Source organism: Candidatus Tumulicola sp. (assembly GCA_036490475.1).
Classification (GTDB): Bacteria; Vulcanimicrobiota; Vulcanimicrobiia; order Vulcanimicrobiales; family Vulcanimicrobiaceae; genus Tumulicola.
On sequence record DASXDT010000004.1, the window covers coordinates 61,930 to 88,153 of the forward strand.

Annotated in this window: 28 protein-coding genes; 8 read left to right on the forward strand and 20 right to left on the reverse strand. The window is 62.6% G+C overall.

Annotated features, from left to right (window positions below; all coding sequences use genetic code 11):
• The 13 genes from floA to rpmE form a co-directional block, all read right to left on the reverse strand.
• On the reverse strand, window positions 1-1,002 hold the full coding sequence (floA, locus tag VGF98_03185; GenBank protein HEY1680625.1) for a flotillin-like protein FloA: 1,002 nt from the start codon (window positions 1,000-1,002) through the stop codon (window positions 1-3).
• A 9-nt stretch (window positions 1,003-1,011) separates the two neighbouring features.
• Window positions 1,012-2,334 carry an NfeD family protein gene (locus VGF98_03190; protein HEY1680626.1) on the reverse strand — a complete coding sequence of 441 codons (1,323 nt, stop codon included), beginning with the start codon at window positions 2,332-2,334 and terminating at the stop codon, window positions 1,012-1,014.
• Window positions 2,335-2,408: 74 nt separating this feature from the next.
• Window positions 2,409-2,858, reverse strand: coding sequence for a GatB/YqeY domain-containing protein (locus VGF98_03195; GenBank protein ID HEY1680627.1), 450 nt, complete (start codon window positions 2,856-2,858; stop codon window positions 2,409-2,411).
• Between the two features lie 5 nt (window positions 2,859-2,863).
• Window positions 2,864-3,034, reverse strand: a complete 171-nt coding sequence (gene rpsU / locus VGF98_03200; GenBank protein HEY1680628.1) for a 30S ribosomal protein S21 — start codon at window positions 3,032-3,034, stop codon at window positions 2,864-2,866.
• Between the two features lie 119 nt (window positions 3,035-3,153).
• Entirely contained in the window at window positions 3,154-3,501 is a 348-nt protein-coding gene (locus VGF98_03205; protein HEY1680629.1) for a histidine triad nucleotide-binding protein, read from the reverse strand.
• 12 nt (window positions 3,502-3,513) lie between these two features.
• Entirely contained in the window at window positions 3,514-5,004 is a 1,491-nt protein-coding gene (locus VGF98_03210; GenBank protein ID HEY1680630.1) for a copper amine oxidase N-terminal domain-containing protein, read from the reverse strand.
• Complete coding sequence (locus tag VGF98_03215; protein HEY1680631.1) at window positions 4,998-6,038, reverse strand: glycosyltransferase family 1 protein; 1,041 nt, start codon at window positions 6,036-6,038, stop codon at window positions 4,998-5,000. The genes VGF98_03210 and VGF98_03215 overlap by 7 nt, the downstream gene beginning before the upstream one ends.
• The gene (locus VGF98_03220) at window positions 6,017-6,760 is read right to left on the reverse strand and encodes a glycosyltransferase family 2 protein (GenBank protein ID HEY1680632.1); all 744 of its coding nucleotides are present in this window, start codon (window positions 6,758-6,760) and stop codon (window positions 6,017-6,019) included. The genes VGF98_03215 and VGF98_03220 overlap by 22 nt, the downstream gene beginning before the upstream one ends.
• The gene (locus VGF98_03225; protein ID HEY1680633.1) at window positions 6,760-8,436 is read right to left on the reverse strand and encodes a CTP synthase; all 1,677 of its coding nucleotides are present in this window, start codon (window positions 8,434-8,436) and stop codon (window positions 6,760-6,762) included. The genes VGF98_03220 and VGF98_03225 overlap by 1 nt, the downstream gene beginning before the upstream one ends.
• A gap of 48 nt (window positions 8,437-8,484) precedes the next feature.
• Window positions 8,485-9,366: a peptide chain release factor N(5)-glutamine methyltransferase gene (gene prmC / locus VGF98_03230; GenBank protein ID HEY1680634.1), complete on the reverse strand. Its 882-nt coding sequence runs from the start codon at window positions 9,364-9,366 to the stop codon at window positions 8,485-8,487.
• Window positions 9,339-9,638 (reverse strand): hypothetical protein, encoded by a 300-nt coding sequence (locus VGF98_03235; protein HEY1680635.1) that lies wholly within the window; start codon window positions 9,636-9,638, stop codon window positions 9,339-9,341. Before VGF98_03235 ends, prmC begins: the two co-directional genes overlap by 28 nt.
• Window positions 9,639-9,692: 54 nt before the next feature.
• A complete protein-coding gene (prfA, locus tag VGF98_03240; GenBank protein HEY1680636.1) occupies window positions 9,693-10,742 on the reverse strand; it encodes a peptide chain release factor 1 in 1,050 nt (349 codons plus the stop codon).
• Between the two features lie 60 nt (window positions 10,743-10,802).
• Window positions 10,803-11,072, reverse strand: a complete 270-nt coding sequence (gene rpmE / locus VGF98_03245) for a 50S ribosomal protein L31 (GenBank protein ID HEY1680637.1) — start codon at window positions 11,070-11,072, stop codon at window positions 10,803-10,805.
• 64 nt (window positions 11,073-11,136) lie between these two features.
• Here rpmE and VGF98_03250 point away from each other — a divergent pair, with 64 nt between their 5' ends.
• A complete protein-coding gene (locus VGF98_03250; GenBank protein ID HEY1680638.1) occupies window positions 11,137-11,784 on the forward strand; it encodes a hypothetical protein in 648 nt (215 codons plus the stop codon).
• 23 nt (window positions 11,785-11,807) lie between these two features.
• On the opposite strand, the gene VGF98_03255 is transcribed toward VGF98_03250, so the two are convergent.
• On the reverse strand, window positions 11,808-12,317 hold the full coding sequence (locus tag VGF98_03255) for a 3-isopropylmalate dehydratase small subunit (GenBank protein ID HEY1680639.1): 510 nt from the start codon (window positions 12,315-12,317) through the stop codon (window positions 11,808-11,810).
• A gap of 24 nt (window positions 12,318-12,341) precedes the next feature.
• The gene (locus tag VGF98_03260) at window positions 12,342-13,661 is read right to left on the reverse strand and encodes a 3-isopropylmalate dehydratase large subunit (GenBank protein HEY1680640.1); all 1,320 of its coding nucleotides are present in this window, start codon (window positions 13,659-13,661) and stop codon (window positions 12,342-12,344) included.
• Here VGF98_03260 and VGF98_03265 point away from each other — a divergent pair.
• The 4 genes from VGF98_03265 to VGF98_03280 are packed head-to-tail and all read left to right on the forward strand — an operon-like array spanning window position 13,660 to window position 16,918.
• Window positions 13,660-14,898 (forward strand): O-acetylhomoserine aminocarboxypropyltransferase/cysteine synthase family protein, encoded by a 1,239-nt coding sequence (locus VGF98_03265; protein HEY1680641.1) that lies wholly within the window; start codon window positions 13,660-13,662, stop codon window positions 14,896-14,898. The two genes, VGF98_03260 and VGF98_03265, sit on opposite strands and share 2 nt — an antisense overlap.
• Window positions 14,899-14,913: 15 nt before the next feature.
• Window positions 14,914-15,306 (forward strand): VOC family protein, encoded by a 393-nt coding sequence (locus VGF98_03270; GenBank protein HEY1680642.1) that lies wholly within the window; start codon window positions 14,914-14,916, stop codon window positions 15,304-15,306.
• A complete protein-coding gene (locus VGF98_03275) occupies window positions 15,303-15,785 on the forward strand; it encodes a CoA-binding protein (GenBank protein HEY1680643.1) in 483 nt (160 codons plus the stop codon). Before VGF98_03270 ends, VGF98_03275 begins: the two co-directional genes overlap by 4 nt.
• A complete protein-coding gene (locus tag VGF98_03280; GenBank protein HEY1680644.1) occupies window positions 15,782-16,918 on the forward strand; it encodes a hypothetical protein in 1,137 nt (378 codons plus the stop codon). Before VGF98_03275 ends, VGF98_03280 begins: the two co-directional genes overlap by 4 nt.
• A gap of 15 nt (window positions 16,919-16,933) precedes the next feature.
• Here the strand turns inward: VGF98_03280 and VGF98_03285 are convergent, their stop codons facing one another.
• Window positions 16,934-18,169, reverse strand: a complete 1,236-nt coding sequence (locus VGF98_03285) for a DUF1565 domain-containing protein (GenBank protein HEY1680645.1) — start codon at window positions 18,167-18,169, stop codon at window positions 16,934-16,936.
• 83 nt (window positions 18,170-18,252) lie between these two features.
• On the opposite strand from VGF98_03285, the gene VGF98_03290 reads away from it, so the two are divergent.
• Genes VGF98_03290 through VGF98_03300 form a run of 3 tightly spaced genes read left to right on the forward strand, consistent with a single transcriptional unit; the run spans window position 18,253 to window position 21,780 of the window.
• Window positions 18,253-19,464: an acyl-CoA reductase gene (locus VGF98_03290; protein HEY1680646.1), complete on the forward strand. Its 1,212-nt coding sequence runs from the start codon at window positions 18,253-18,255 to the stop codon at window positions 19,462-19,464.
• Window positions 19,454-20,746 carry an aspartate aminotransferase family protein gene (locus VGF98_03295; GenBank protein HEY1680647.1) on the forward strand — a complete coding sequence of 431 codons (1,293 nt, stop codon included), beginning with the start codon at window positions 19,454-19,456 and terminating at the stop codon, window positions 20,744-20,746. Before VGF98_03290 ends, VGF98_03295 begins: the two co-directional genes overlap by 11 nt.
• Window positions 20,746-21,780, forward strand: a complete 1,035-nt coding sequence (locus tag VGF98_03300) for a Gfo/Idh/MocA family oxidoreductase (GenBank protein HEY1680648.1) — start codon at window positions 20,746-20,748, stop codon at window positions 21,778-21,780. Before VGF98_03295 ends, VGF98_03300 begins: the two co-directional genes overlap by 1 nt.
• 7 nt (window positions 21,781-21,787) lie before the next feature.
• On the opposite strand, the gene VGF98_03305 is transcribed toward VGF98_03300, so the two are convergent.
• The 4 genes from VGF98_03305 to VGF98_03320 are packed head-to-tail and all read right to left on the reverse strand — an operon-like array spanning window position 21,788 to window position 26,221.
• Window positions 21,788-23,044 carry a competence/damage-inducible protein A gene (locus VGF98_03305; protein ID HEY1680649.1) on the reverse strand — a complete coding sequence of 419 codons (1,257 nt, stop codon included), beginning with the start codon at window positions 23,042-23,044 and terminating at the stop codon, window positions 21,788-21,790.
• A gap of 7 nt (window positions 23,045-23,051) precedes the next feature.
• Window positions 23,052-23,906, reverse strand: a complete 855-nt coding sequence (locus VGF98_03310) for an NAD+ synthase (GenBank protein HEY1680650.1) — start codon at window positions 23,904-23,906, stop codon at window positions 23,052-23,054.
• Window positions 23,881-24,801, reverse strand: coding sequence for a nitrilase-related carbon-nitrogen hydrolase (locus VGF98_03315; GenBank protein HEY1680651.1), 921 nt, complete (start codon window positions 24,799-24,801; stop codon window positions 23,881-23,883). The genes VGF98_03310 and VGF98_03315 overlap by 26 nt, the downstream gene beginning before the upstream one ends.
• Entirely contained in the window at window positions 24,791-26,221 is a 1,431-nt protein-coding gene (locus VGF98_03320) for a dihydrolipoyl dehydrogenase (protein HEY1680652.1), read from the reverse strand. Before VGF98_03320 ends, VGF98_03315 begins: the two co-directional genes overlap by 11 nt.
• Window positions 26,222-26,224 lie beyond the last annotated feature (3 nt).

Here is a 26,224-nt window from a genome sequence, read left to right on the forward strand (position 1 = left end):
CTATTTCGGCAGCTGGGAGCCCGGTGAAGAATCGGTATTGCCGTCGACCGTGCTTCCAATCGAGGAGCGCATTTCGGTGTCGGCTTGCATGTTCTTCAGACGGTAGTAATCCATCACGCCCAGATGGCCGCTGCGAAACGCCTCGGCAATCGCCTGCGGAATGGACGCTTCGGCTTCGACGACCTTCGCGCGCATCGCTTGCGTCTCGGCCTTTTGCTCTTGTTCGGCGGCCATCGCTGCGTACTGCCGCTCGGACGCCTTTGCTTGCGCGATTCGGCGGTCGGCTTCGGCTTGGCTCGTTTGAAGATCGGCACCAATGTTTTTGCCGACGTCGACGTCGGCGATGTCGATCGATACGATCTCGAATGCCGTTCCGGCATCGAGGCCCTTGGCGAGAACCGCCTTACTGATACGGTCCGGATACTCGAGGACTTCTTTGTGGTCGACCGCCGCGCCAACGGCTGAAACGACGCCTTCACCAACCCGCGCGACGATGGTCGGCTCGCCCGCACCGCCGACGTACCGATCCAAATCGCTGCGGACGGTGATTCGCGCTTTCACATTGAGCTGAATACCGTTTTGCGCGACGCCCTGAAAGATCGGTGTCTCGATGACCTTCGGATTAACCGACGTCTGCAGCGCTTCGAGTACGTTGCGGCCTGCCAAGTCGATTGCGGCGGCGCGCTGCCACTCCAACGGAATCTGCGCGCGTTGAGCGGCGATCATTGCGAGCGTGACATTCTCGATGTTACCGCCGGCCAAGAAGTGCGACTGCAACTGATCGACCGTCAAATTCAAGCCGGCCTTGCGAGCACGAACGTAGTTCGTGACGACGATGCTCGGCGGAATTCCGATCAACCGCATACGAACGAGCGCGATGATCCCCAACGGGACGCCCGCGGCGATCGTACGGATCCACAGACCGACTGGAAAGTAATACAGAAACACGAAAAACAAAATGACCGCAACGACGATAATAACGCCGGCGCTGACTGCAATCATGAACGGCTCCTATTGGTAGCTCGGAAGAGTAACGGCTTCGACGAATACGCGGGCACCTTCGACGCGAACGACGCGAATCGGCGTGCCCTGTGCGATGAATTCACCGGCGGTCAGCACGTCGACGCGCTTCGCGTCGATCGTGGCGATTCCGGCCGGACGCAAGAACGATACGGCGGTACCGGTTCTTCCGGCCAACGCACTGAGGTCGGCCGCGGTAACATACTCCGGACCTTGCGTCGCGCCAAGTGCCAGCCGATGCGCCCACGCATTTTCGGGCAAGCGCTTCAACAACATCGAATACACGATGACGGCGATCACGATCGCCGTCGCAAGCGTTTCGACCGCGACGAAAAAGAACGGCAGCCCGAAGGCCAGCAGCGAACCGAGTAACAAGCACAAGACGCCGACGACGCCGGGCACTGCGTGACCCGGTACGACGTGCAATTCCCATAGAATCGCCGCCACTCCGGCCACCGCCAAACCGATCACCAGCGGGCCGGCACCTCCGGATATGGCGTGGCCGCCAAAAAACAGCACCAGCGCGACGACGCCGACGGCGCCCGCCACACCATGGAGCGTTTGCATCTCGATCAGTAAGCCGACGAGTCCCAACGCGAGCAGGATCGCACCGGCGACTGGACTGCTCAAGAATCGGACGGCAGCCTCGCTCCAACTGTATCCCTGCACGAGTTGCGGGTTGGCGTTGAGCTCGGACAACGCCAACGCGGATTGGAGCGTCGGAGCCATCGCCTGCGCGATATTCGCGCGCACGGCGTCATCGCCGTCGAGTGCCAGCACCGTACCCGAATTTTTATACTGTGGCACGTCGACCGACGGATCGACCATCGCAGCAGCCAGTTGCGCGGGTTTGTGCGTTCGTTGGGCGGCCGATTCGAACGCCGCGCGTATCTCGGCGACTTGGGATCCGATCGCGGGTACCGGTTCGGCCGAACCGATCGAGGCTTGCGGCGTCACGACGATGCGGTCGGCATTTAGCGCAATCAGCGCGGCTATGGTGTCGGCCCGGCCATGCACGAATGCAATAACCGGGACGCGCGCCTTGGCGATCGCCGCGCGAATCGCTGCCGCCGAAGCAAAAGAACCGCTGGCGTTACCGACGTCGAGAACGATGGCAGCGGCGGAGCGTGAATCGGCGAGATCGACCGAGCGACGAAGCAAGTTCGTCGTGCCGGAGTCGACCGGGCCGGAAATCGGGACGACGATAACGTCACGACCCGACGAGGACGTTGCGGCGGCCGACGCGACCGCGCCAACGCCCCAAAGCAATAGAGCCGCGACTCCAAAGCGGCGAACGAACGGGACGACCTTCATGCTGGTGGATACCGAGGGGCGGCGACAAAGGTTACGTCGCGGCCCTCCTTCTTTGACGCAGGAGGCGAGCTGGGCTATTTCGGGTCGAGTTCTTCGCCGACGATCTGTCGTACGGCGTTGCCGTCGGCCAATCCGCGCATCTGCGGTAAGACCACTTTCATAACGGCGCCGACGTTGCGCGAGCCCTCGGAAATTCCCGCGATCGCGGCTCGTACGGCGTCGCGAATCTCTTCCGACGATTTCTGCGCCGGGAGATATTCCACGAGAATCGCTCGCTCGGCACGTTCTTTATCGGACAGATCGGTACGGCCGGCCTTATCGAATTCGGCGGCCGAATCGGCACGCTGCTTCACGAGGCGGCCGACGACGTCGAGCTCCTCTTGGTCGCTTAGGTCCTGACCGGCTTCGGAGCGCTTGTACGTGAATCCCGACAACGCCGAGCGGAGGGTGTCCAAACGAAGCTGGTCGCGGGCTTTCATCGCCGCCTTAAGGTCGGCGGCGATGCGGTCTTTGAGGGTTGCCATCGCGTCTAGGTCCGACGCTTGCGCGCGGCGGCCGACTTCTTCTTTCGGCGAACGCTCGGCTTTTCGTAATGTTCGTGCTTGCGCGCTTCGGCCAGGATACCGGCCTTCTGGGTGGCTTTTTTGAAACGGCGCAGCGCGCTCTCGATCGATTCACCTGGAGCTACGCGTACTTCCATATTATTCGACACCCCCTCGCGACGCGGCCGTGCACGGCACACGCAAAATTAGAGCCCGTGTGGGCTCGAACACCAACGGTAGCACAGGCCCGCTCCGGGCGTCAAATCGCCGCAGGCTCCTACCCGGGCGGCCATGCCAGCGGACGCCCGGCCAACACATGCACGTGGACGTGCCCTACACTCTGCCCGGCCATCGGGCCACTGTTCACGACCAAACGAAACCCGTCTTCGCCCCCGCGCTCGCGTCCGATCCGAGCGGCGGTCGCGAACAACTCCGACAATAGGGCCGCGTCGCCGCTAGTAGCCAGATCCGCGACGGTGTCATGGTGGGCCTCAGGAATGACCAACACGTGCGTCGGGGCTTGCGGGGTCAGGTCTTCAATTGCCAGCACGCCGTTGCCGCGATAAACGATCGTGGAGGGAATCGCCCCGGAGGCGATGCGGCAAAAAATACAGTCGTCGCTCATCGTTGCCTTCGGTCAGCGGGTTCGAATGAAGAACGTCCACGACTTCGTGTACGCGTTGCCGGCTCCATCGGCGACGCGCACCGTCACGCGGACCGGGCCGTCGGGATACCCATAGGCCGGCAGATAGTGCACGAACTGCGACGTGCGAACGGCGTCCGACGTCACGTCGTGTCCGTTCACCACAATTTGCACGCTCGACGGGCTCACGGGTACCGCATCCGTGCTAAACGTCGCGTAGATCGACGGGCGGTTGTCGTTGACCGTTACATTGTTGTCCGGCCCGAAATCCGAAACGCCCGGCGGCACGCTCGAGGCCGAAAACAGCGAGGGGGCTTGGGCTTGCAACGACCCGGAGGCAACGCGTAACCGGCCGATCACCGGAACGGAATCGAAGTTCGCGCCGCGTGGTATTGCGTAGCTGCCGTCGTAGACGCCGGACGAGCTTTCGCGCATTGCAAGATTCGAGACGTACGACCCGATGTCGAACGTCGCCGAACCACCCGCCGGACCGCGCATCACAACGTGTAACGTTTCGTCCGCGCGCAGCGGACGCGTCGCGTCGGTCGACACCGACAGGCCGTTTTGCACCGGCGTTCCTTGAATCTGGCGGCTGGCCAAAATTTCGCGGACTTCGTTCGTCTCGACGTTGTATCGCACGGCAACCATGTCGCCCGCCCGCAGATCTGCAAAGCCGGCCGCGGCGCCGTTGAGCGACACTTCGACAGTACGCCCGGGCGAGATGACCTGTCCGCTGTCCAAAACAAACTCGTTCCCGCCGACGGCCACGATCCTTCCGTCGTGCGAGCCAAACGCATCCACGATGCGCTCGACACGACCGTCTTTGCGCATCTCCACGCGAGCGAAGTCTCCGGGACGCACGTCGCCGAGTTCGCCCGGCGTCGTAACGTTGGCGTCGACATCTTCGATCTCGATGATCGCGTTAGGAGCGATCGAAACCGTTTTCGGCCCGCTGAAATACCCGAACGTCAAGGTCGGCGGATTTGACAAGAGATCGACGGCAGCCACCGTTCCGACACGCGTGTAACCCGAGCCGGTCGAGGATAGACCGGTGTCCGATCGTCCGACGAGTTGCGCCACGATCGTCACGACATTCGAACGGCGGTCGAACGTGGCTTGCGCGCCGAGCACATCGGTAAAAAAGCGCAGCGGCGCATAAATGACGCCGTTGTCTTCTTGAACCGGTTGATCCAGTTGCACCTGAACCGAATCGATTGTTGCAGTACGGCTACCGACAACCAGCGTGGCGGTCTTCGAGCCGACCTGGGTTACGAGCCGGCTGCCGTAGCGGTTAAACGGCAGGCCGAGTGCGATCAGCGTTCGGCGTACCGGACAGAAGAGAACGTTCTTATCGAAGCGCGGCGCGGGATCGATCGGCAACGCGTTGCCGTTGATGACGATCGAGATCGGGTGCCGGCTCGGCGCGGGCGCGCGAACTGCCGGCGCGGTCGATGTGGCGGCGGCCAGAACGATAACGGCTAGCACGCTTCCTCCATCACTTCTGCATACACGGATGCGGTCGCCAGCGCGCACCGGTCCCACGTCAGCGTCGCGGCCGCAATACGTCCGGCTCGCGCATGTTGTGCGCGCAAGCCGGGTTCGGCGACGATGCGTTCTAGCATCGCGCGCAATTCCTCGGCGCTCTCAAAAACGAGAGCCGCAGGCGCGAGCACACGAGGAAGAGCGCCTTCGGTAGCAACGACGGCACATCCACTCGCCATCGCTTCGAGAGCAGGCAACCCGAAGCCCTCACGAAACGAGGGTTGGACCAGCGCGGTGGCCCCCGCATAATAGGATGCCAATTCGTCTTGGGAGACGTCGCCTAATGCGACGATTTTGCGCTCGGGCGTGCTGCGGCGCTGGAGCTCGCCGCCGAAGTCGTCGTCTCCAGTTACGTAGAGATCCACTGCCACGCCGTCCGGCAGCGACGACCACGCCTCGAACAACGTGTGTAAATTCTTGTGAGGGCGGTGATTGCCGGCGTACAGCAGATACGGCGTCGCGGCGACGTGCGGCGAAGGAGCGGCCAGAAAGCGTTCGTCGACGCCCAGCGGAATCACGCGCACCTTCGCGCGGTCGACGTGCAAGAAGCGCTCCAAGTCGTCGACCGTTTTTTCGTCGTCGGTGATCACGCGTTTGGCGCGCGCACACGCCCACCGGACGACGGTTTGGTAATACGGGCGCACTTTGGACTTGAAGTATTCCGGAAAATGCAAATGGATCAGGTCATGGATCGTCACGATCGACGGCGCAGGCGACAGCACGGGAACGTAGAGTGATAGATAGTGTACGAGCGAAACGTGCGACCGCGCGATCGCCAGCGGTAAACCGATTTGCTCGTCCCAACCGAAATTGCCGCCGCGCTCGAACGAGACGTAGTCGTATTGCGATGCTACCGCCGGTAGGCGCCGCGTCAGCTCGCGTACGTAGGATTTCATCCCGACCGAAAGTTGGCGCGTCAGACGGGCGTCGAGGCCGATCGCAGGCCGTGCGCCGCTCAGCGCGCCAGCGCCTTCCATGTAACTGCGGCGCGATACACCGCCGATCGGTACGCGATGTACAAGCCGCGCGGTCCGTCTAACGCACCGCCGCGCAGAACGGCCAAACGAAAAAATCGCAACGGAACTTGGGCGAGCGCCAGCGCCCAAGCCGAAAACGAGCGCGGTACGCCTTCGGACTCGACAGAGGTGTACGAGTCGAACTTGCGACGATACGTCGCGTAATCCGGATAGGAAAAATGGAGTAGGGTGCCGCCGAGCTCGCCGACGCGCGCGTCCGACGACCATCGTTCGTGTAAATTTGCGGTTCCACCGGCGGCCGGATGCGTCGCTAAACGCGCCGAGCCGACTCGAAAAAGGCGAACTAACGGCTCGTCGCGCCAGACCCGCATCGCCTTTCCGCAAAAGTAGGTCGTACGCAACACCCGGTACGCGTCGTGCTCGTCGCCGGCAGCCAGCAACGATGCACGCAAGCGATCGTCCAATGCTTCGTCGGCATCGAGCATCAAAGCCCAAGGCGTGCGAACGTTGGAGAGCGCGAACTCGCGCGCGTCGACGAAATTGGTCCACTCGCGCTGCACGACGTCCGCTCCGGCGCCCTTGGCGAACTGCACCGTATGATCGCGCGAGCACGCGTCGAGCACGAAGACGTGCATGCCGCGCGGCAGGCTCGTTAAGGCTCGCGGCAGATTGCGTTCCTCGTCCCGCGTGAGGATGACCGCGGTAACGTCCGCAGGGTTCATTAGCCTCCCGTTGCGGGAAATGCCGGAACTGCGGTTCGCTCGGACGACGGTGCGTTGGCGGGTGCGTTGCGCTGCAACGCCGCGCCGATAAAATCTCGATACAGCGGCGACGGCCGGTTGGGACGCGACATGAATTCCGGATGTGCCTGCGTACCCACGAACCACGGATGTAATTCCATTGGAAGTTCGACGAGCTCGACCAGCCGGGTTTTCCCGATCGTATGATGTCCCGTAAACCGCATGCCGTGCTCTTCGAAAACGGGACGATACCGGTTGTTGAATTCGTACCGGTGACGATGGCGCTCGCTAATGTCTAGGCGAGCGTACGCGCCGGCCGCATGGCTTCCCGGCTCGAGCGTACAAGCATAGGTGCCGAGGCGCATCGTTCCACCGTAGGTTTCGAGGTTGCGCTGATCAGGCATGAAGTCGATCACCGGTTCGGACGTCGTTTCGTCGACTTCGCTGGTCATTGCCTCGGTCAAGCCGCACACGTTGCGAGCGAACTCGACGCACGCGAGTTGCATACCGTAGCAGATTCCAAGAAACGGCACGCCGTTCTCGCGCGCATGGCGGATGGCCGCGAGTTTCCCATGAACGCCCCGAGCTCCAAAACCGGGTGCGACGAGAATTCCGTCGGCACGAGCCAAGACGGCGAGCCCGTCGCGCTCGATCGACTCGGAGTCGATGCGATCGATTTCGACGTGCGCGTCGTGGAAAACGCCGGCGTGATTGAGCGCCTCGACGATCGAGATGTACGCATCCTTCAGTTCGACGTATTTGCCGACCAACGCGACGCGTACGTGGCGGCGCGGGTGCAAGATGCGGCGGGCGATGGCGCTCCATTCATCCAGCTGTGGCGCGACGGTAGTCAGACCGAGTTTGCGGACGGCCGCCTGAGCCAATCCTTCGGCTTCGAGGTTGAGCGGAACTTGATAGATCGATGCGGCATCGCCGTTCTGCACCACCGCGCTCGGCGGAACGTCACAAAACAGCGCGATCTTTTCTTTTAATTCGGAGGGCATGGGCGCCGAGGATTGGGTGCGGCAGACGATCGCGTCGGGCGAGATACCGATACCGCGCAGTTCCCGCACGGAGTGCTGCGTCGGTTTCGTTTTCAGCTCGTCGGCGGCGCCAAGATGCGGAACCAGCGTGAGGTGCACGTACATGACGTTCTCTTCGCCGACGTCGTAACGCATCTGGCGAATGGCTTCTAAGAACGGCAGCGACTCGATGTCGCCGACGGTGCCGCCTACTTCGACGATACAAACGTCGGCGCCGCCGGCCTCGGCGAGGCGACGCACGTGCGCTTTAATCTCGTTCGTGATGTGCGGAATGACTTGCACCGTCGCGCCGAGATAATCTCCGCGACGCTCTTTTTCTATGACCGCGTTGTAGACTTGACCGGTCGTGACGTTATTGACGCGGTGAAGATTCTCGTCGATGAACCGCTCGTAATGCCCGAGGTCGAGATCGGTTTCGGCACCGTCTTCGGTAACGAAGACCTCGCCATGCTGGTACGGGTTCATCGTGCCGGCGTCGACGTTAATATACGGATCCAGTTTCTGGATCGAAACGCTGAGGCCGCGCGCTTTGAGCAATCGTCCGAGCGATGCGGCCGTGATCCCCTTGCCCAGAGAACTAACGACGCCGCCGGTGAAGAAAATATACTTCGCCATCTCGGGTTGACGGATTTCCCGCTCGCGGCTGTGGAATCCCGTAGAGTCTTACGCTTCGGGCAGCACAATTATGACGAACCGTTCGAGGCGGCCCAGATCGCACCCGACCGCGACGCTCGCCTTCGAAAAAGCCGCCTCGCAGAGCGCGCGTAACGCCCCAATCTGGTGCGGAGCCGCTTCGCACAGCGCCAGGCCGCCCGCCACGAGCAGACGCGGTAGTTGTGGCAGCAGCCGGGCATACGCGCGCAACCCGTCCGGGCCGCCATCCAAGGCTATCCGCGGTTCGAACGCGAGCGGGTCGGGCGCGGCCGGGATATCGGCGGTTGCGACGTACGGCAGGTTCGCGATGATGGCGTCGTATTGCAGATCGGCAACCGGACCAGCCAAATCGCCGAGATAAAAATGGCAACGGGAGTCTACGCCGATGGTGCGCGCGTTGGCTCGCGCAACGGCGAGCGCTCCGGCCGAGCAATCGGTCGCGTCGATCGTGGCGGACGGCAGTTCGGCCGCGAGCGTACACGCCAGGGCTCCCGACCCGGTGCCGACATCCAGAATGCGCAACGGCTGCGAGCCCTGGCACTTTGCGAACTGGAGAGCATAATCGACCAGCGTCTCGGTTTCGGGTCGGGGAACGAGCACGGTTTCGTTGACCGCAAACTCCCGGCCGTAGAAATACGCGCTTCCAAGCAGATACGCAATCGGAACGCCCGCCGCACGCCGAGCGCACAGGTCGCCAAACCGCTGCGCCTGGGGCGCCAAGACGAGTGCCTCGCCGTGTGCGATCAGCCACGCTCGACTCCGACCGAGCACGTAGGCCAATAGGATTTGGGCATCCGCATGGCCGGAATCGCCGAGCGCTCCGAGGCGCCCGGCGCTCTCGACGAGCAGCCGGCCGACGGAGCTTACCGGTTCTTGGATGCTTTTTCTAATCCGGTTCGCAACTCTTCCAGGTTCATCACGGGCACGAGCTCGACGCTAGCGTTCAATTCGAGAAATAACGGTTCGACGATCGACGGTATATCCGACGGGTCGTTCAAATCGAAGATAAACGTTGCAGATCGCTTCCCATCGTGTGCGGAGAAGTACGTCGCCTCCGGTTTCAAGCGGGCGATCGTAGCCTCAAACGTTTTGCCGAGCGAACCATCCTTGACCGCCGCATTTGACTGTTCCACGGGAAAAACGGCCCGTAACATCGCGCGCATACTCAAGTCTCCTTTTACCGCAAGCTTATCCCGCGACCAAGCAGCCGCCTGCAGTCAAGCATTTTCGCCGGCCAGCGCGCGAGCGCGCTCGTCGGCCAGCAACTCCTCGACGATCTGCTCGAGTTGCCCGTCGACGATCCCACGAATGTTGCCGAAGCTGCGATTGATGCGGTGATCGGTCACCCGATCTTGCGGAAAATTGTAGGTGCGAATCTTCTCCGAACGGTCGCCCGTACCGACTTGCGAGCGGCGCATCGAGCCCATCGCTTCTTCTTGTTCGCGGCGCTTGCGATCGAACAACATCGACCGCAGCATGCGCATGGCCTTTTCACGGTTTTGTATTTGCGATCGCTCTTGCTGCGACGCGACGATGATTCCGGACGGTACGTGCGTAATGCGAATGGCCGACTCGGTCTTATTGACGTATTGGCCGCCGGCACCGGACGATTTGTAGGTGTCGATTTCAAGGTCGGTCGATCGAATCTCAACTTCAACGCTATCTTCGACCTGGGGCAATACTGCGACCGTCGCCGTGCTGGTGTGAATGCGGCCCTGCGCTTCGGTTTCCGGGACGCGTTGCACGCGATGGACGCCCGACTCGTGCTTGAACGAACGATACGCGCCCTGGCCTTTGACTCCGAAGACGATCTCCCTGAAACCGCCGGCGTCGCTCGCGTTCTCGGACGTCAGTTCCGGCCGCATGCCCAGTTGTTCGGCGTAGCGCATGTACATGCGCGCCAGGTCTCCGGCGAAAATTGCGGCTTCGTCACCACCGGCGCCGGCGCGAATTTCAACGAAAATATCGTTGTCGTCGTTCGGATCGCTCGGGACGAGCAGCTGAGCGAGTTCGGCGGAAAGTTCGCGCTCGCGTTCCCGCAGCGTACGAACGTCGTCCTCGGCCAGGTCGCGCATCTCCCCATCGGTTTCGGCGACGAGGCCCTCGCTGGTCACCGCGTCGGCCTGCACCTTGCGCAGGCGGCGGTACACGGCGACCGGCGGTTCGAGTTGCGAACGCTCTTTGAGGAGCGCGGTGTAGCGTTGTTGATCGAATGCTCCGCTCGGATGTGCCAGCTCGGCTTCGATTTCATCGAAGCGACGCGACATCGTTTCGAGCCGGAGCTCGGATGGCGAACTCACGCGGTCGACCGTAAGGCCCGTGCGGCCCTACGTACGAGCGGCCTGTTGCGCCTCGCGAGTCGCGCGGCGCGAAGCCGCCTCTTCTTGCTTGCGCTTGGCCGCTGCGGCGCGCTGATTGAACTTATCGACGCGACCGGCGGTGTCGATGAGTTTCTGCTGACCGGTGAACAGGGGATGGCAGGCAGCGCAAATTTCCACGCCGATCTCGGCCATCGTCGAGCCGGTCGTGAACGTGCTGCCGCATGCGCAGTGAACGCGGGCCTCGGGGTACCACTTGGGATGAATCTTGTCTTTCACAGCCTCTGCATTATAGCAGCCACCACAAGAGGGTCCCCTCGCGCCCGGTTCTAAACGGAGGAGGGTGAAACCGAACTCGTTTTTGACCGCGATTGCCGGCGCCGCGCTGGCCGTCGTCTTCGCCGCCTCGGCCGGCGCCCCGCATCCCGCGATCGGCGCTACCCCGCCTCCGACGCCGCCGCCGCTTGCGGCGCCGTCCTCAACTCCGGAGCAGGCGCCCGCACCCGGCGTAAACCCGGGATCGGTCGCGACTCCCGTCCCGGTTCCCTCGGGATTTGCCGTGCCGGGACAGCCGGCGCCTGGAGCATCGACCGCGCCTACTCCGCCCCCGAACGCGCGCAAGGGCATTGAGGGCGTATGGGAAGTCCAAATTCAACGCGGTAGTAACACCGAGTACACGCACCTCGTCCTCAAGCAAGACGGTTCGACGATTAGCGGCACCTACGTCAACAGCAATGGAAAGAAATACCCCATCGCCGGGTCGCTCGACGCACAAGCCGTCCATCTCGTGGTAACGCTCCCGGACGGAACCTCGATCAGCCTCGAGGGACGCCTCGATGGAACGACCGATATGATCGGAGAGTTCACGACGCCCAAAGAACAGGTGACGTTCACGGCCGCCTATCGTCCCAAATCGAAGTTCATCGACAACCTGAACGCGGCTCCCGGCGGAATGGGCGGGAACAACAGCGGAGGCGGCGGGCCGCCGTAACCTCAGGGGTTTGGTGGGGGCGCCTACTTGGCGGCTTCAGCCAGCCGGCGCTCCACGTATGGAACCAATCCACCGGCGTCGATCAGCGATCGCATAAACGGCGGGAACTCGGCGGCTTGGTATTCCGTGTTCTTGGTAATGTTGCGGACGATGCCGGTCGCCGGCTCGACCTCGATCACGTCGCCGCTCTCGATGCCGTCGACGGCTTCGTCTGATTCGAAGATCGGCAGACCGATGTTGAGCGCATTGCGATAGAAAATACGCGCGAAGCTCTTTGCGATCACCGCCGACGTACCCGAACCCTTGATCGCGATGGGCGCGACCTCGCGGCTCGATCCACAACCGAAATTACGATCGGCGACGATGATGTCCCCTGATTGCATGCGCGCGGTGTACTCCGGGTCGAGGCCCTCGAGTGCGTGCTTGCCCAACTCTGCCGGGTCGACGATGTTGCAATACTTGCCGGGGATGATCACGTCGGTGTCGACGTTCTTTCCGTATTTGTGTGCGTGTCCGCGCAGCTTGCTGTCCATGACCGAAACCTTTCTTCGCTGTAGTTAAACGGCGGCGAGTTCGAGCGCGCGCGGGTCGGCGATTTTTCCGGCTAAGGCCGACGCGGCACAGGTCGCGGGAGACGCGAGGTAGACCTCGGCTTTCGGCGAGCCCATCCGGCCGACATAGTTGCGATTGGTGGTGGAGACCGCACGCTCGCCATCTCCGAGCGTCCCCATGTGGCCGCCGAAACAGGCGCCGCATCCGGGCGTGTTCACCGCACATCCGGCCGCCGCTAAGATGGTGAGAATGCCTTCCTGAGCGGCTTGCATCCAAACTTTTTGACTGCCAGGGTTGACGATCACGCGCAGGTTCGACGCGATTTTCTTTCCGTCGAGAATCTTCGCCACGACACGTAAGTCTTCGATATAACCGTTCGTACACGATCCGATAAACACTTGATCGACGTCGATGTTATCGGCCGCGACTTCGGAAATGGGATGCACGTTATCGGGCGTATGCGGACAGGCGACTTGCGGTTCCAGTTGGCCCACATCGATGTTGACGATCCGCTCGTACACGGCGTCGTCGTCAGAACGTTCGACGACGAACGGGCGATCCGTTCGCTCGGTAACGTATGCGAGCGTCTTGGCATCCGCGTGGAAAATGCCGTTCTTGGCGCCGGCCTCGATCGCCATGTTGGCCATCGTAATGCGACCCGTGATCGACAAGCGATCTACCGTGGTGCCGTGATACTCGATCGCGCGATAGGTTGCGCCGTCGATGCCGAGTTCGCCGACCGTACGGAGCATGACGTCTTTTGCATAGACCATGGGACCGAGCTCGCCGTCGTACACGATCTTGATCGTCGAAGGAACTTTCAACCATACCTCGCCGAGTACGAAGGCTGCGGCGATATCGGTCGAGCCCATTCCTGTGGCAAACGCGCCGAAGGCACCATACGTGCACGTATGCGAATCGCCGCCGACGATCAGCTCGCCGGGTGCGACGAGGCCTTCCTCAGGCAGCACGACGTGTTCGATTCCGCCGCGGCCCACGTCGAAGAAGTGCTCGATCTCTTGCTCCTTCGCGAATTCTTTCATGAGACGAGCAAGTTTTGCGGACTGCGCGTCCTTGGCCGGAACGAAGTGGTCCTCGACCAGCGCGATTTTTTTCCGGTCGAACACGCGGCTCGCGCCTTTGATTCCGCGCATGACCGCGATCGCGACCGCGGCCGACAGTTCGTTGGCCAACACCAAGTCGACGTTTGCGTTAATGATGCTGCCGGCGCTAACGCGTTCCAAGCCGGCATGTCGAGCCAGAATTTTTTCGGTGAGCGTCATTCCCATGATTGAATCGGTTATCCAGCGAAGCCGCGGAGTCATGCAGGACCGGGACTTCGGATTCGCCACGCGCGCGATCCACGCCGGGACGCCGCCGGACCCGGCGACCGGGTCGCGGGCAGCCCCGATTTATCAAACGGCCGCGTATGTGTTCGACTCGGCCGAGCAAGCTGCCGAACTCTTCGCACTACGCAGCTATGGGCACATCTACAGCCGGATCAGCAACCCGACCGTTGCCGCCTTCGAGGAACGAATGGCAAGCCTCGAATCGGGGCTCGGCGCGGTCGCGTTCTCCAGCGGCCTGGCGGCGCAACTGTGTACGGTGTTGGCATTGGCTCAATCCGGCGATCACATCGTCTGTTCGCGAAATGTCTACGGCGGAACCATTACGCAACTCTCGGTCACGATCAAGCGCATGGGCATCGAAACGACGTTCGTCGATACCGATGACGACGCGGCCGTCGCCGGCGCGATCGGGCCGCAGACACGCCTCCTGTTTGTGGAGACCGTCGCCAACCCGTCTGGTTCGCTCGCCGATATCGAAGCGTTGACGCGCATCGCGCACGACGCCGGCGTGCCGCTTGCCGTCGACAACACGTTTGCAACGCCGTATTTTTGCCGCCCGATCGAACGCGGCGCCGACATCGTCCTGCATTCGGCCACGAAGTTCATCGGCGGGCACGGCACGAGCATCGGCGGCGTTGCGATCGAATCGGGGACGTTCCCATGGGGCAACGGGCGCTTTCCGCTGTTGTCGGAACCGAGCCCGGGCTACCATCGCAAAGTGTTCTCCGAGACGTTCGGTGAGTATGCGTTCTTGATGCGTTTGCGGGCCGAAGTTTTGCGCGATATCGGTGCGCAACTCTCGCCAATGGACGCGTGGCTCTTGTTACAAGGACTCGAAACGCTACCGCTGCGGATGGACCGTCACACCGCTAATGCGCGCACGGTCGCGGACTTTTTGCAGGGCCGCCCAGAGGTTGCGTGGGTACGTCCGCCACTCTTAGGTGCAGTGTTTACGTTTGGTTTGAAGGGCGGACGCGAAGCCGGAAGCCGTCTCATCGACGCGCTGAGTTTGTGGAGCCACTTGGCGAACGTCGGTGATGCCAAGAGCTTAGTCATTCATCCGGCGTCGACGACCCACTCGCAACTCAGCGATGGCGAGCTCGAAGCGGCAGGGGTGCCACCCGAATCGGTGCGGCTGTCGGTTGGGTTGGAAGACGCGAACGATCTGATATGGGATCTCGAACGCGGGCTACGCGCGGCAGCAGCAGTCTAGGGAGCACGACATCGCATGATACACCACGTCGACGTTCACGTCCGCGAACTCCGATCCGCGGAAACGCTGTTCGGCGCATTATCCGCCCCGCTCGGATTCCGGCGAGTCCCGGATGAGGCCGGCTTCGTCGGATACGAACCATCGGACGGCAGCCGTCCGCGCATCGGTTTTACCCAAAACGACGAAGCCTCCGGCGGAACGATGCAACTGGCTTTTGGCGTCGACGACCGTGCTCGTGTCGACGCGGCCGCCGAAGCGGCGCAAAAGGCGGGCGCGCAAAAGATCGACGGTCCGTCGCTCAATCCCGAATACGGCGACAATTATTACGCCGTTTTCTTTGAGGACGTGGACGGAAACCGGTATGAGGTCCTTACCCGTTCGCAAGCCAGCCCGCAGGTGGACGCGTGATCGCGAGTACGCCGGCCGATATTCGTTCGCTGCTCGAGCGCGTGACATCGATCGCGATGGTCGGCGCTTCGGATAATCCGCTGCGCCCGAGCTATACGGTTTTCTCCTATCTTCGAACGCAAACGCCGTATCGCGTGGTTCCGATCAATCCCAACGTCGCAGAGATCGATGGTATTGCAGCGCTGCCGTCGCTGGCTGCGTACGCCGACGCGTACGGTCCACCAGACGTAGTCGACGTTTTCCGTCGGCCGGCCGATGCTCTCACGGTCACCGAAGAGGCCATCGCCGCCGGCGCGCGAGCGATGTGGTATCAGTACGGGGTTATAAACCAAGACGCTATCGCACGCGCCGACGCTGCCGGGTTGACCGTAGTGGTGGATCGTTGCATCAAAGTCGAGTACGCGCGCTTTTGCGGCGGACTCGCTTCGGCCGGACTCAATAGCGGCGTCATCACGTCGCGCCGTCGCGCGCCGCATTGACGTACGCGAGCGAATCGGCGGCGCTCGACGCAGACATTCTCGCCGTCATCGACGCCTGGCGAACGCGCGGAGTGACGTTAGCGGACCAAGCGTTCGACGATCTCGCGTTGCGGCTGTTCGACTATCAGCGCCGTTACAATCTGCCGTATGCGCGCTACTGCACGATGCTCGGATGGAATGCTACGACGACGCCACAGTCTTGGGATCGCATTCCGGCCGTCCCGGCTGCGGCATTTAAGGAAGCTGCGCTCGCCTCGTTCCCGGTCGAGGGCGCCGTCCTGACGTTCGAAACCAGTGGCACGACCGACGGGCATCCCGGCAATCACTATTTTGAAACGAGCGCCCTCTACGATGCCGCGCTGCTGGCCGGTTTCGAGCGATTCATGCTCGGCGACGGGGCGCGGCTGCGGTATTGCAACGTCGTTCCGAATCCGGCGATCCGTCCGCAGTCGTCACTTGGGTACATGATGCGCGCCGTTGCGGCCGCCTTCGGCGACGGCGAGACGAGCTGGTACGTGCAACCGGATCGCATCGACATCGACCGTTTGATCGTCGACTTGCACGACGCCGCTCGACACGACCGGCCCTTGTGTATCGCGACCACCGCGTTTGCACTCGTAGCGCTTCTCGACCGGCTCGAGGAGCTTGCAATGCAGTTGCCCTTGCCGCACGGATCGCGCGTGATGGAAACCGGCGGCTTTAAGGGCCGCACGAGAACGCTGGATCGCGGCGAACTCTACCGGCAAACGGCGGCTGCGTTCGAGCTTTCCGATTCGGCGATCGTCGCAGAGTACGGCATGACCGAGCTAACCTCGCAATATTACGATGGACCACCCAACAGCGCAGCTCGCAGCGATACGGACGTTCGGTATAAGTATGCCGGACCGTGGCTGCGCTCGCGCGTCGTCGGTGCCGATGGACGAACGCTTCCCGACGGAATCGTCGGCGCGCTCGTGCACGTCGATCTTGCGAACCGCGCGTCGTGCATCGCCATCGCAACCGAAGATCTCGGAGCGCGCCTCGTCGATCCGCAGACGGGCGAGACAGCCATCGTCCTCATCGGCCGGGAACGGGGCGCCGAATTACGCGGCTGCTCGCTCGACGCGGAAACGCTGCGCGATCTGCGGGCCTAAGGAACGCTGCAGTCGTTACGTCGGAGACGGGTACGGACTGGGGCTGCCGGGGCTAAACGACGGATTCGGAGTCGGCGACGGCGGGGGAGGCGGGCCGACGAAGACCCTCGACGCGCTTGCATACGAGGCAATCGTAATGTTGCGTCCGTGCGCGCCCTGCCGGAAGACACGCATGCGCGGATATTGTCCGTGCGCGTTGGAGCCTTGCGTCAGCGGATTCCAAGTGTTTGCGAGCGCGGCAATTTGGGCGTTAGGGGTGACCACTGAGATTTCAGAGATTATGCCGTGTGCCGCGATGAAGACGTTACCGCCGGGAGAAAAGGCCGCCCCGTGCCCGAAATCGATCATGGGCAACATCGGCGACGGCTGCGGCGAGGTCACCGGCGCCGGGAACGAATCGCGGTATCCGTATTGCTTCGATTGGTACGTTTGATACGACGAAGTAATGTTCGCAGTGCCGTCAGTGTAGATTCCGATGTTCGCGCCAAGAACGCTCTCTGCCGGCTGACCGTTGAGTGTTACCGACGGATGCAGACCTTGCGCCGAGAAGGCCAACACCGCGTATCCGCTTCCGAGCAACGCGCAAGCCGTGCACGTCACCGCACCGCCCGGCAACATCAACCCGCCGGCCTTCGCCGACGTCGACTTGGTTGCCGCTGCAAAGGTTACGTGCGAAGCCACGAGCTGGCCTAACCCGTCTAACGATGCGTAACTGGCACTTCCGGGAATCGACAGCGACGGCGCGCCGACGTACAAGCGATTGATCTGTACCTCGGTTACATCCGTTCCGACTTCCAGCGTCGCGAATGCCGTGCGCGAACTCGGATGTCCGACGATCGCTTCGTAATTCAAATCTTCGCCGAAGCCACTGATGAACGCGGCATCGGCTTGACGAGGTCCCATGCCGTAGCCCGAGCCGTTGATCGTGACACCCGTGGGGATAACGATCGGAAACAGTTCGCCGCTGGCAGTTGTGTATGCGCCGGGCTGCAGTTCGATCGTCAGGCCGGTGACCGTCTCCGACTTCACCACGGCCAGCGCCTTCGTCAGCGTCTTGAACGGGCTCGTCTGCGAACCGTTCCCGGTGGTGTCGTTTCCGGTTTTCGGATTGACCATGAGCGTCGTCAGCGGCGTGGCCGTCGGCGGAATGATGGTCGAGTGACCGCGTCGCGTGCACGCGGCGGTATCGATGAGGCCGGCGATCGACGCTGCAGCCAATAACACAAAGAACGCGCGCACGCACCACGTCATGCCGCTCTCGTTTGCCGCATCTCCGCCGGTAACCTCGAACGCGTCCTGCGGGCGCCTCTTGGCTTTCCGCGAACCTGGGAGGCATGACGACCGGTCGACGTCCGGTCCGCTCGGTGATTCGGGCGGTTTCGGATGCCGCGCGACGCTGGAGCGACGGCGATTTCCCCCCTCGCGTTCGTACGTTGGCGGCCGTCAGCCGGAGAACCGGCTATTCGTCGCCCGTTGCTGAGTATGCGTTGGACCGATTGTTTTCATCCATTTCTAACGATGCGCTGGTCGCGACGATCGCGGGCGAACTGGGGTCGCTCGACGCGCTGGATGGATTCGTCGACCGGAACGGCATGCGGGTGCGCGCGCTGCCGGCCGGACGAACGTGCATCATTTCAAGCCGGACGACGATCGGCGTCGCGATCGTTCCGGCGGTCTTCGCAATCTGCGCGGGATGCGACGTGATGGTCAAGGATCGCGAAGATCACATGGTCGATGCTTTTTTTCGTACCCTGCTCGAAGAGCTGCCGGATCTTTCGCAACGGATCGCCGCGCAAACCTGGGACGGTTTCGCAAGCGAACGAGATTTGCGCGATTTCGATACGGTCGTAGCGTTCGGCGACCGAACCTCGCTCGAAACCATTCGCGCGCTGTGCGCCGCCGAGAGCCGCTTCATCGCGTACGGCCCGCGAACCAGCGCCGGTTACGTCGCACGAGAGTCGCTCGAGGGCGACGTCGAAGCGCTGGTTCGAGAGGCGGCGCGCGACGCCGTCCTCTACGACACGGAAGGCTGCCTATCGTTACGTACGATTTTCGTAGAACGCGGTGGCGCCATTTCGCCCGAAGACTTTTTCTCGGCGTTGGCGCGCGAAATGGAGCGCGCCGCAGTTGAGTTTCCGCCTTCGCGGAACGACCCGGCGGCGATTGCCGCGGTGGCCGCGGCGCACGATCTCGGAGCGTTTCGCGCGGCGAACGGGCAGGGCACGGTGCGCACCGATGCAGCGCGAAGTTATGTGGCAGTCTTCGACGGCGGATTCGAACGTGCGCCCGACTTTCTGCCTCGAACGGTCGCCGTTTTCCCGGTCGACGCACCGTCGCAAGCGGCCGACTACCTTCGGCAGCACGCGCTCCCGATCGAAGCCTGGAGCGCAAGTTCGCAACGTGCCGACATCGTCGACGCCGCGATCGCATCGGGCGCGGCGCGCGTGGCTGCATTCGGCGCGTTGCAGAACCCGCCGCTATCCACTCCGCACGGCGGCAGGCCTCGAATCGCGGAATTCGTGCGATGGGTGAGCGATGAGCGGTGAGCGTTCGGCGAACGGGACGCCGATTCCAGGTCCGCGCAGTCGCGCGTTGTTAGATCGCTTGCGCGTCCGCGAATCTCGCAACGTTACGGCTATTAGCCACGATTTTCCAGTGGTGTGGCAGAGCGCTTCGGGTGCGTTTATCGATGATTGCGATGGCAACCGCTACCTCGATCTCACGTCCGCATTCGGGGTGGCAAACGTCGGCCACGCAAATCCGCGCGTCGCACGTGCGATTTCAGAGCAAGCAGCGCTACTTCCGCACGCGATGGGCGACGTCCATCCGCCCGAAGTGCGTATCCGGCTGCTGGAACGGCTGCACGACATTTTGCCGGGAGACATGTCGAGAACGTTTTTGGCGACGACCGGTTCGGAAGCCGTCGAAGCCGCTTGTAAAAGCGCCGTCCTCGCGACCGGCCGCACGCGCTTTGCCGCCTATCGCGGTGCCTATCACGGCTTGTCGCTTGGAGCGCTCGCGGTGTGTGGGCTCGAGAAATTTCGCGCGCCGTTCGCGGGGGCATTTGCGGCCGGAACGGTCTGGCTCGATTATCCCGGCCACGACATCGACGCAGCGGCGGCGATCGCTGCAACCGAAGAACAACTCAGGGAGTGGCACGACGTCGCTGCGGTCGTGATCGAACCCGTTCAAGGCCGAGGCGGCTGTATCGTGCCGCCTGACGGCTACTTGTCCGCGCTACGATCCTTGTGCGATCGCCGGGGAATCCTATTGATCGTCGACGAGATCTACACCGGCTTCGGAAGAACGGGAACCTGGTTTGCGATCGAGCGCGATGCAATCGCTCCCGACGTACTCTGCATCGGCAAAGCGATGGGCGGCGGATTTCCGATTAGTGCCGCCGTAGGATCGAAAACGGTCATGGACGCGTGGCCGGTTTCCAGCGGAGAAGCGCTCCACACGTCGACCTATCTCGGCAACCCGATGGGTTGCGCGGCCGCACTCGCTGTCATCGATGAAGTGCAAGACCGCTCGCTGCCGGAACGAGCCATGCGATTGGGTGAGACGATCGCAGAACGGTCGCGGCGATGGACCGGCCTCTCGGGTGTGGTCGACGTGCGCGGGCGCGGAGCGTTCTGGGGAATCGAATTCGATCGGCCGGAGCGCGCAGAACGACTCGTGAAAGATGCACTGCAAGACGGGCTCATCTTGCTCCAATCGGGAGCGACCGGAAATGTTGTCACGATCGGTCCTCCGCTCGTCATCGCCTTCGACGATCTCTCGCATGCGCTCGAGACGATCGAACGCCGCCTAATGGAGAACGACTAATGGAACGGTACAAGATCGGAATCGTCGGATCGGGATTCGGCGTCACGTCGCATCTGCCGGCGTTGCTGGCGCACCCGCGGTTCGATGTGGTGGCGTTGGCATCGCCGTCGAGCGCGAAGCGCATCGCAGCCGAACGCAACATTCCCAACGCCTTCGCTTCCTGCCGCGAGATGATCGCCGGGTGCGAGCTCGACGCGGTGACCGTCGCCTCGCCACCCTTCGCGCATCTCGACGACGTCGATGCGTGCCTGGATGCCGGCAAGCACGTGCTCTGCGAAAAGCCGTTTGCCCTCAACGTCGCGCAAGCTGAAACGATGGTCGAGCGTTCGAAGCGCGCCGGCACCGCGTGCGGAATCGCGCACGAATTCCGCTTCGTCCCGCAAGCCCAAGCGTTGCACGAGCTGGTCGCCAACCGGCATCTCGACCCCCTGCGCGACATCGAAGTCACGGCGCTGCGGCGCTCGCTGCGACGCGACGTGCAGCGCGAGCGTAGTTGGTGGTTCGATCGCGAGCGTGGAGGCGGCATGGCGGGAGCGCTGCTCTCTCACATGATCGATCAGGCGACCTGGACGTCGGGGCGCGAACCGCGCAACACGGTCGGAATGCTTCGTACCGCAAACCCGCGACGAACCGACGAGCGCGGAACGTTCGAATCGAACGTCGACGATGGCGCGTTCGCGATCGTCGACTATGGCGGCGGCCTCGTCGCACGATTATGCATCGATGCCGCGACCGGGTTGGACAGCTATACGTGTGCGATTCACGGTGAAGACCGGTCGGCGGTTGCCAGCGGGGACACCGTCACCGACCTGACACTATTCTCGATCGACGAAGAAGAAACGAGCGAGTTGGAGTGCAAACCTTCACCCTACGCGCGTTTCGCCTCGATCAACGCCAACGTTCCGTTGCTCATGGAACTGTACGATCAGTTCGTTCTCGCGATCGAAGGCAAATCCAGCGGGTTGCCCACCTTCTCGCAGGCGCTCGCGACGCAGCGCGTTCTCGCTGCGCTCGGATTCGGTTCGGCCGTCTAACCTGCGATCATTCGCGTTCGCCGCGGAGAAAACGCCACAGTAGCCCCAGGGCGTAGGTCGTCGCTCGCGTCTGAATTCCGACGCGGTCGCCACGGAAGACGAAACGCCGTGAAACCATCGTCCCATCCGAGGCGGCGATCGCGAACCATACTACGCCGACCGGCTTCTCCGGAGTGCCACCGTCCGGACCGGCGATGCCCGTCGTCGCGATCGCGACGTCGGCGGAAAATGCGGCGCACGCGCCGCGCGCCATCGCTTCCACCACGCTTTGGCTGACGGCGCCGTCCCGCTCGATCGTGTGGGCGGGCACGTTCAGCGCCGATACCTTGACAGCGTTGTCGTACGCGACGATGCCGCCGACATACGCGAGCGACGCACCCGCACGTTCCGTCATCGCAGCGGCGAGCCGTCCACCGGTACACGACTCGGCAGTTGCGACCCGCATCGTTCCGTCGACCAGCAACCGTGCGATCGCCGACGCGAGCGTCGCATCATCGCGACCGTACACGAAACCGTCGAGCCGACGTTCGATTTCGGTCTGCAACGGCGCGATCGCCGCCTCGGCCGCATCGGCATCGTGCGCTTTCGCCATGATCTTCACGTCGGTACGCCCGTCGTGCGCGAGCACGGCGATCTTGGGATTTTCTCCAGCGCGAAACACATCTTCGATGCGCCGGTCGACGTCGGACTCGCCGATTCCAATCGTGTGGATCGTCCGGGTAAAAATGGCCGCATCGGGCGAGAAACGCTCGCGCAGCCAGGGGACGAGCCGCTGCAGCAGCATGGGCTGCATCTCGCGCGGGACGCCCGGCATACAGGCTACGAATTTTCCGTCGTTTGCGAAGGCGATGAATCCCGGTGCGGTTCCGTTGGGATTCTCCAGCGCGCGGCTACCCCGCGGAAGTTGCGCTTGTTTACGATTGTTTTCGGGCATGGGGCGGCCGAACGACTCGAATACCGCGATCATGTGCGTCAAAGCCGGCTGGTACAGTTCGGTGTCGAGTCCGAGCGCATCGCAGACGGCTTCCTTCGTTAGGTCGTCCACGGTCGGGCCGAGTCCGCCGGTAACGATCGCTCCATCCCGGCGTGACAACACGTCGCGGACGACCGCCGCGATCCGTTCGCGATTGTCACCGATCGCGTGCGTCCCGAGTACGTCTATTCCAATCGACGACAACTGACCCGCAATCCAGGGCGTGTTGGTATCGACGAGTTGCCCGAGGAGCAACTCCGTGCCGACCGCGATGCATTCGACGCTCGCCACGACGGGTCTAAAAATCGACCGGACGCAAGTAGAACTCGTTGATCGCCGTGCCGGTCAGCATCGCCGTCGTCGGTAAATGCCGTTTCCAGTGCGTTGCGTCGACCAGCCGTCGAACCAATCGTACGTCGTGCACGTCGAATCCGCGAGCTGTGAGTTGGACGTCGTCGTATCCCAGCAACAGAAAATTCAGGATTGCGTCGGCGCGAGCGTACGATATTCCGAGATCGACCTCGTCGGTTTGTCCGGCCTCGAGATCGGCGCTAGGCGCCTTATCGATCAGTTGTTCGGGCACGCCGAGATAGCGCGCCAAGGCCCACACTTGGGTTTTTAGCAAGTCACCGATCGGATTGACCGGGGGCGCGTCGTCGGCGTGCCACGTGAAATACCCCAACAATCGTTCCGTCTTGTTTCCGGTTCCGACCGGAAGCGCGTCGAGTTTGGCCGATTGATCGAACAGCACCACCATGCGCGTACGCGCCATCACGTTTCCCCGGCGACGCGCGCTTGCGTCGGGTTCGAACTGGAGATAGCCGTCGACAGCGGCCGTTATTTCGATGGTGCGACAGTGAATGCCGGTGGCATCGACGACCAACTGCGCATCGTCCAGGCTCGATTTGCTGGATGTGGCGTACGGCAATCGAAACGCGTGCACGTTGTTCGAGCCGAGCGCGCGAGCACACAAGAACGCGGTAACCGCCGAATCAATACCTCCCGACAGTCCCAGAACGGCTCGATCGATTCCACGACGGCGTTGCAGTTCGTCACGCAAAAAATCGACGAGCCATTCGGCTGCGAGTGCGGTGTCGATCCCGGGCGGCTCGTGCGCGAGCCGCGCTTCAATCCGCTGAAACGTCACCGTCATTGCGATTGCGCGAAACCGGCCACGCATCGTCCAACAGTAGATCTGGTAATACCGCTCGCAGATCGCCGAGCAGCGGCAGGTTGGCGCGGGCCAGTACGACCTCGCGCAGATCCAAGTCGGCTCGAACGATGCAAGCCCCGAGCGCCGGCGCTTGCACGAGCACCGTACCCCACGGGTCGATGACGCACGAGTTGCCGGTCATGCCCTTCCCGCCTTCGAAGCCGGCGAGCCCGGCATACAAGACGAAGATCCCGTGTTCTGCGGCTGTATCCGCCAAGGTGTTTCGCCAACGCGTGACGCTCGTAAGCTCGCCGCTTCCGCCGTTATCGATGCCGCGCCCCGGCGAGGCGCTCGGGACGATCAAGATGCGGGCCCCTTTGATCGCGGCGAGCGTCGGAACCACGGCATGCCACGCATCCTCGCAAACGACGATCGCCGCCGGTCCGGCAACGCTGTCGAACACGCCGACGTCGCGACCGCGCGAAAGAAATCGCTCTTCGTCGAACACACCGTACGTTGGTAAAAACAATTTACGATGCACGTGCACGATGTGCGGCCGGCCGCTTTCGATGCGAACGTAGATCGCGCTATTGTAAAACGTTCCGCCGGCGTTTTCAAAAAAGCCGGCCACGAGGTCGACTCCAGCGTCGCCGCACGCCGCGCCCCACGCCGCCGCCAAATCGTTGGCGAACGCGTCCGACGTCCGCGCGAGATCGTACACCGCTCCTTCGAGGAAGTAGCCGGTGAATGCGGCTTCGGGGAACACGATCAGCTCGGGTCGATCGGGAGCGAGTTCGGAAAAAGCCTCGCCTGCGGTAGCGAGATTTTCGGCGTACCGGCCCTTGGCCGGTTTCATCTGTACGAGGGCGGCGCGCACGCGCTCGCTAGCCGGCACCGGTAACGCTCGTTGCTATCTCGATCTGCTCGTCGCCGGGGCGCCGCAAACCCACTTGCGACGCGCAAATTTCCGCCGGATACGTCCAAATCTCGGCCAACGTCGGATGCAGGTGCGGAATGCGCATAAATTGCGTGACGGTCGCCCCGAACTCCATCGCGACGATCGTTTCGTGAATCAACTCGGACCCTTGCGGCCCGATGACCGCCGCGCCGAGCATCCGGCAATCCGTCGGGTCGGCCATCATCTTTACGAAGCCCTTGGTCTTTCCCAAACACTGCGCTTTGCCGTGCTCCGCGAAGTCGTAGCGGCCGACGACGTACGTTATCTTCTTAGCGCGTAGTTCTTTCTCGGTAGCGCCTGCGACGGCAACCTGTGGATCGGTAAACACGGTGTGCGCGGAAACCAATCGATAATCGGCGCGTTCGTCGTTTCCGGTGCACGCGTGCCTGGATGCCACTTCACCCTGATAAATCGCTACGTGCACCAGCATGTAGCGCCCGGTGACATCTCCCACCGCGTAGATGTTCGGATTGCTGGTGCGAAGGTGCTCGTCGACCTCGATGCCGCTCTTGGGATCGAATCGCACGCCCGCTCGATCGAGTTGCAGACCCTCGACCATCGGCCTTCGTCCCAGCGCGTAAAAGATTTGCTCGGCAGCCACTTCTCGCTCTTCGCCGTCGACCGAAAACGCAATCACTTTCTTGCCGTCGCGCACGAACGCACGCGACAACGACGCGTGCTCGAACACGCGAATGCCTTCTTCGCGAAAATATCCAGTCAGCGCTTCGCCGATATCGTCGTCCGTCTCGGTCAGCAAGTGGCCGCTGCGGATGATCATCGTCGTTTCGGCGCCCATCCGGCTCAAGAACTGTCCGAGCTCGCAGGCGGTATAACCGCCGCCGAGCACGATCGCCGAGCGTGGAATCTCTTCTAAATCGAGTACGCCATCGCTGTCGACATAACCGGTTTCCGCAAGGCCCGGCAACTCCGAAGGCGTGATCGCGCTGCCGGTTGCGATGACGAACTTGCGCGCTCGAAGCACGTCCTCGCCAACGGCCAACTCGGTTTCGGAGAGAAACGTCGCAGCGCCGGAGTAGAGCGGAAACTCCTCAATGCCGCCGATGCGATAGTCGGCGAATTCTTTGACGAGCGCACGCTTGCGGCGAGCGACGAACGGCATATCGGCGATTGGCCGGTCGACCTCGATACCGAGCTGCGATGCGTGACGCACGTCGTCGATGGCGTCGCTCGTCGCGATCAAGGCTTTACTCGGCATGCACCCACGTAGAATACACAAGCCCCCGAGCGGCCCGGGATCGACCAAGGCAACGTTGCAGTGAAAATCTTTGGCCGTGCGAGCGGCGGCATATCCGCCCGAGCCGGCGCCGATCACGACCATGTCGTGCGTGCGTTGCATTAC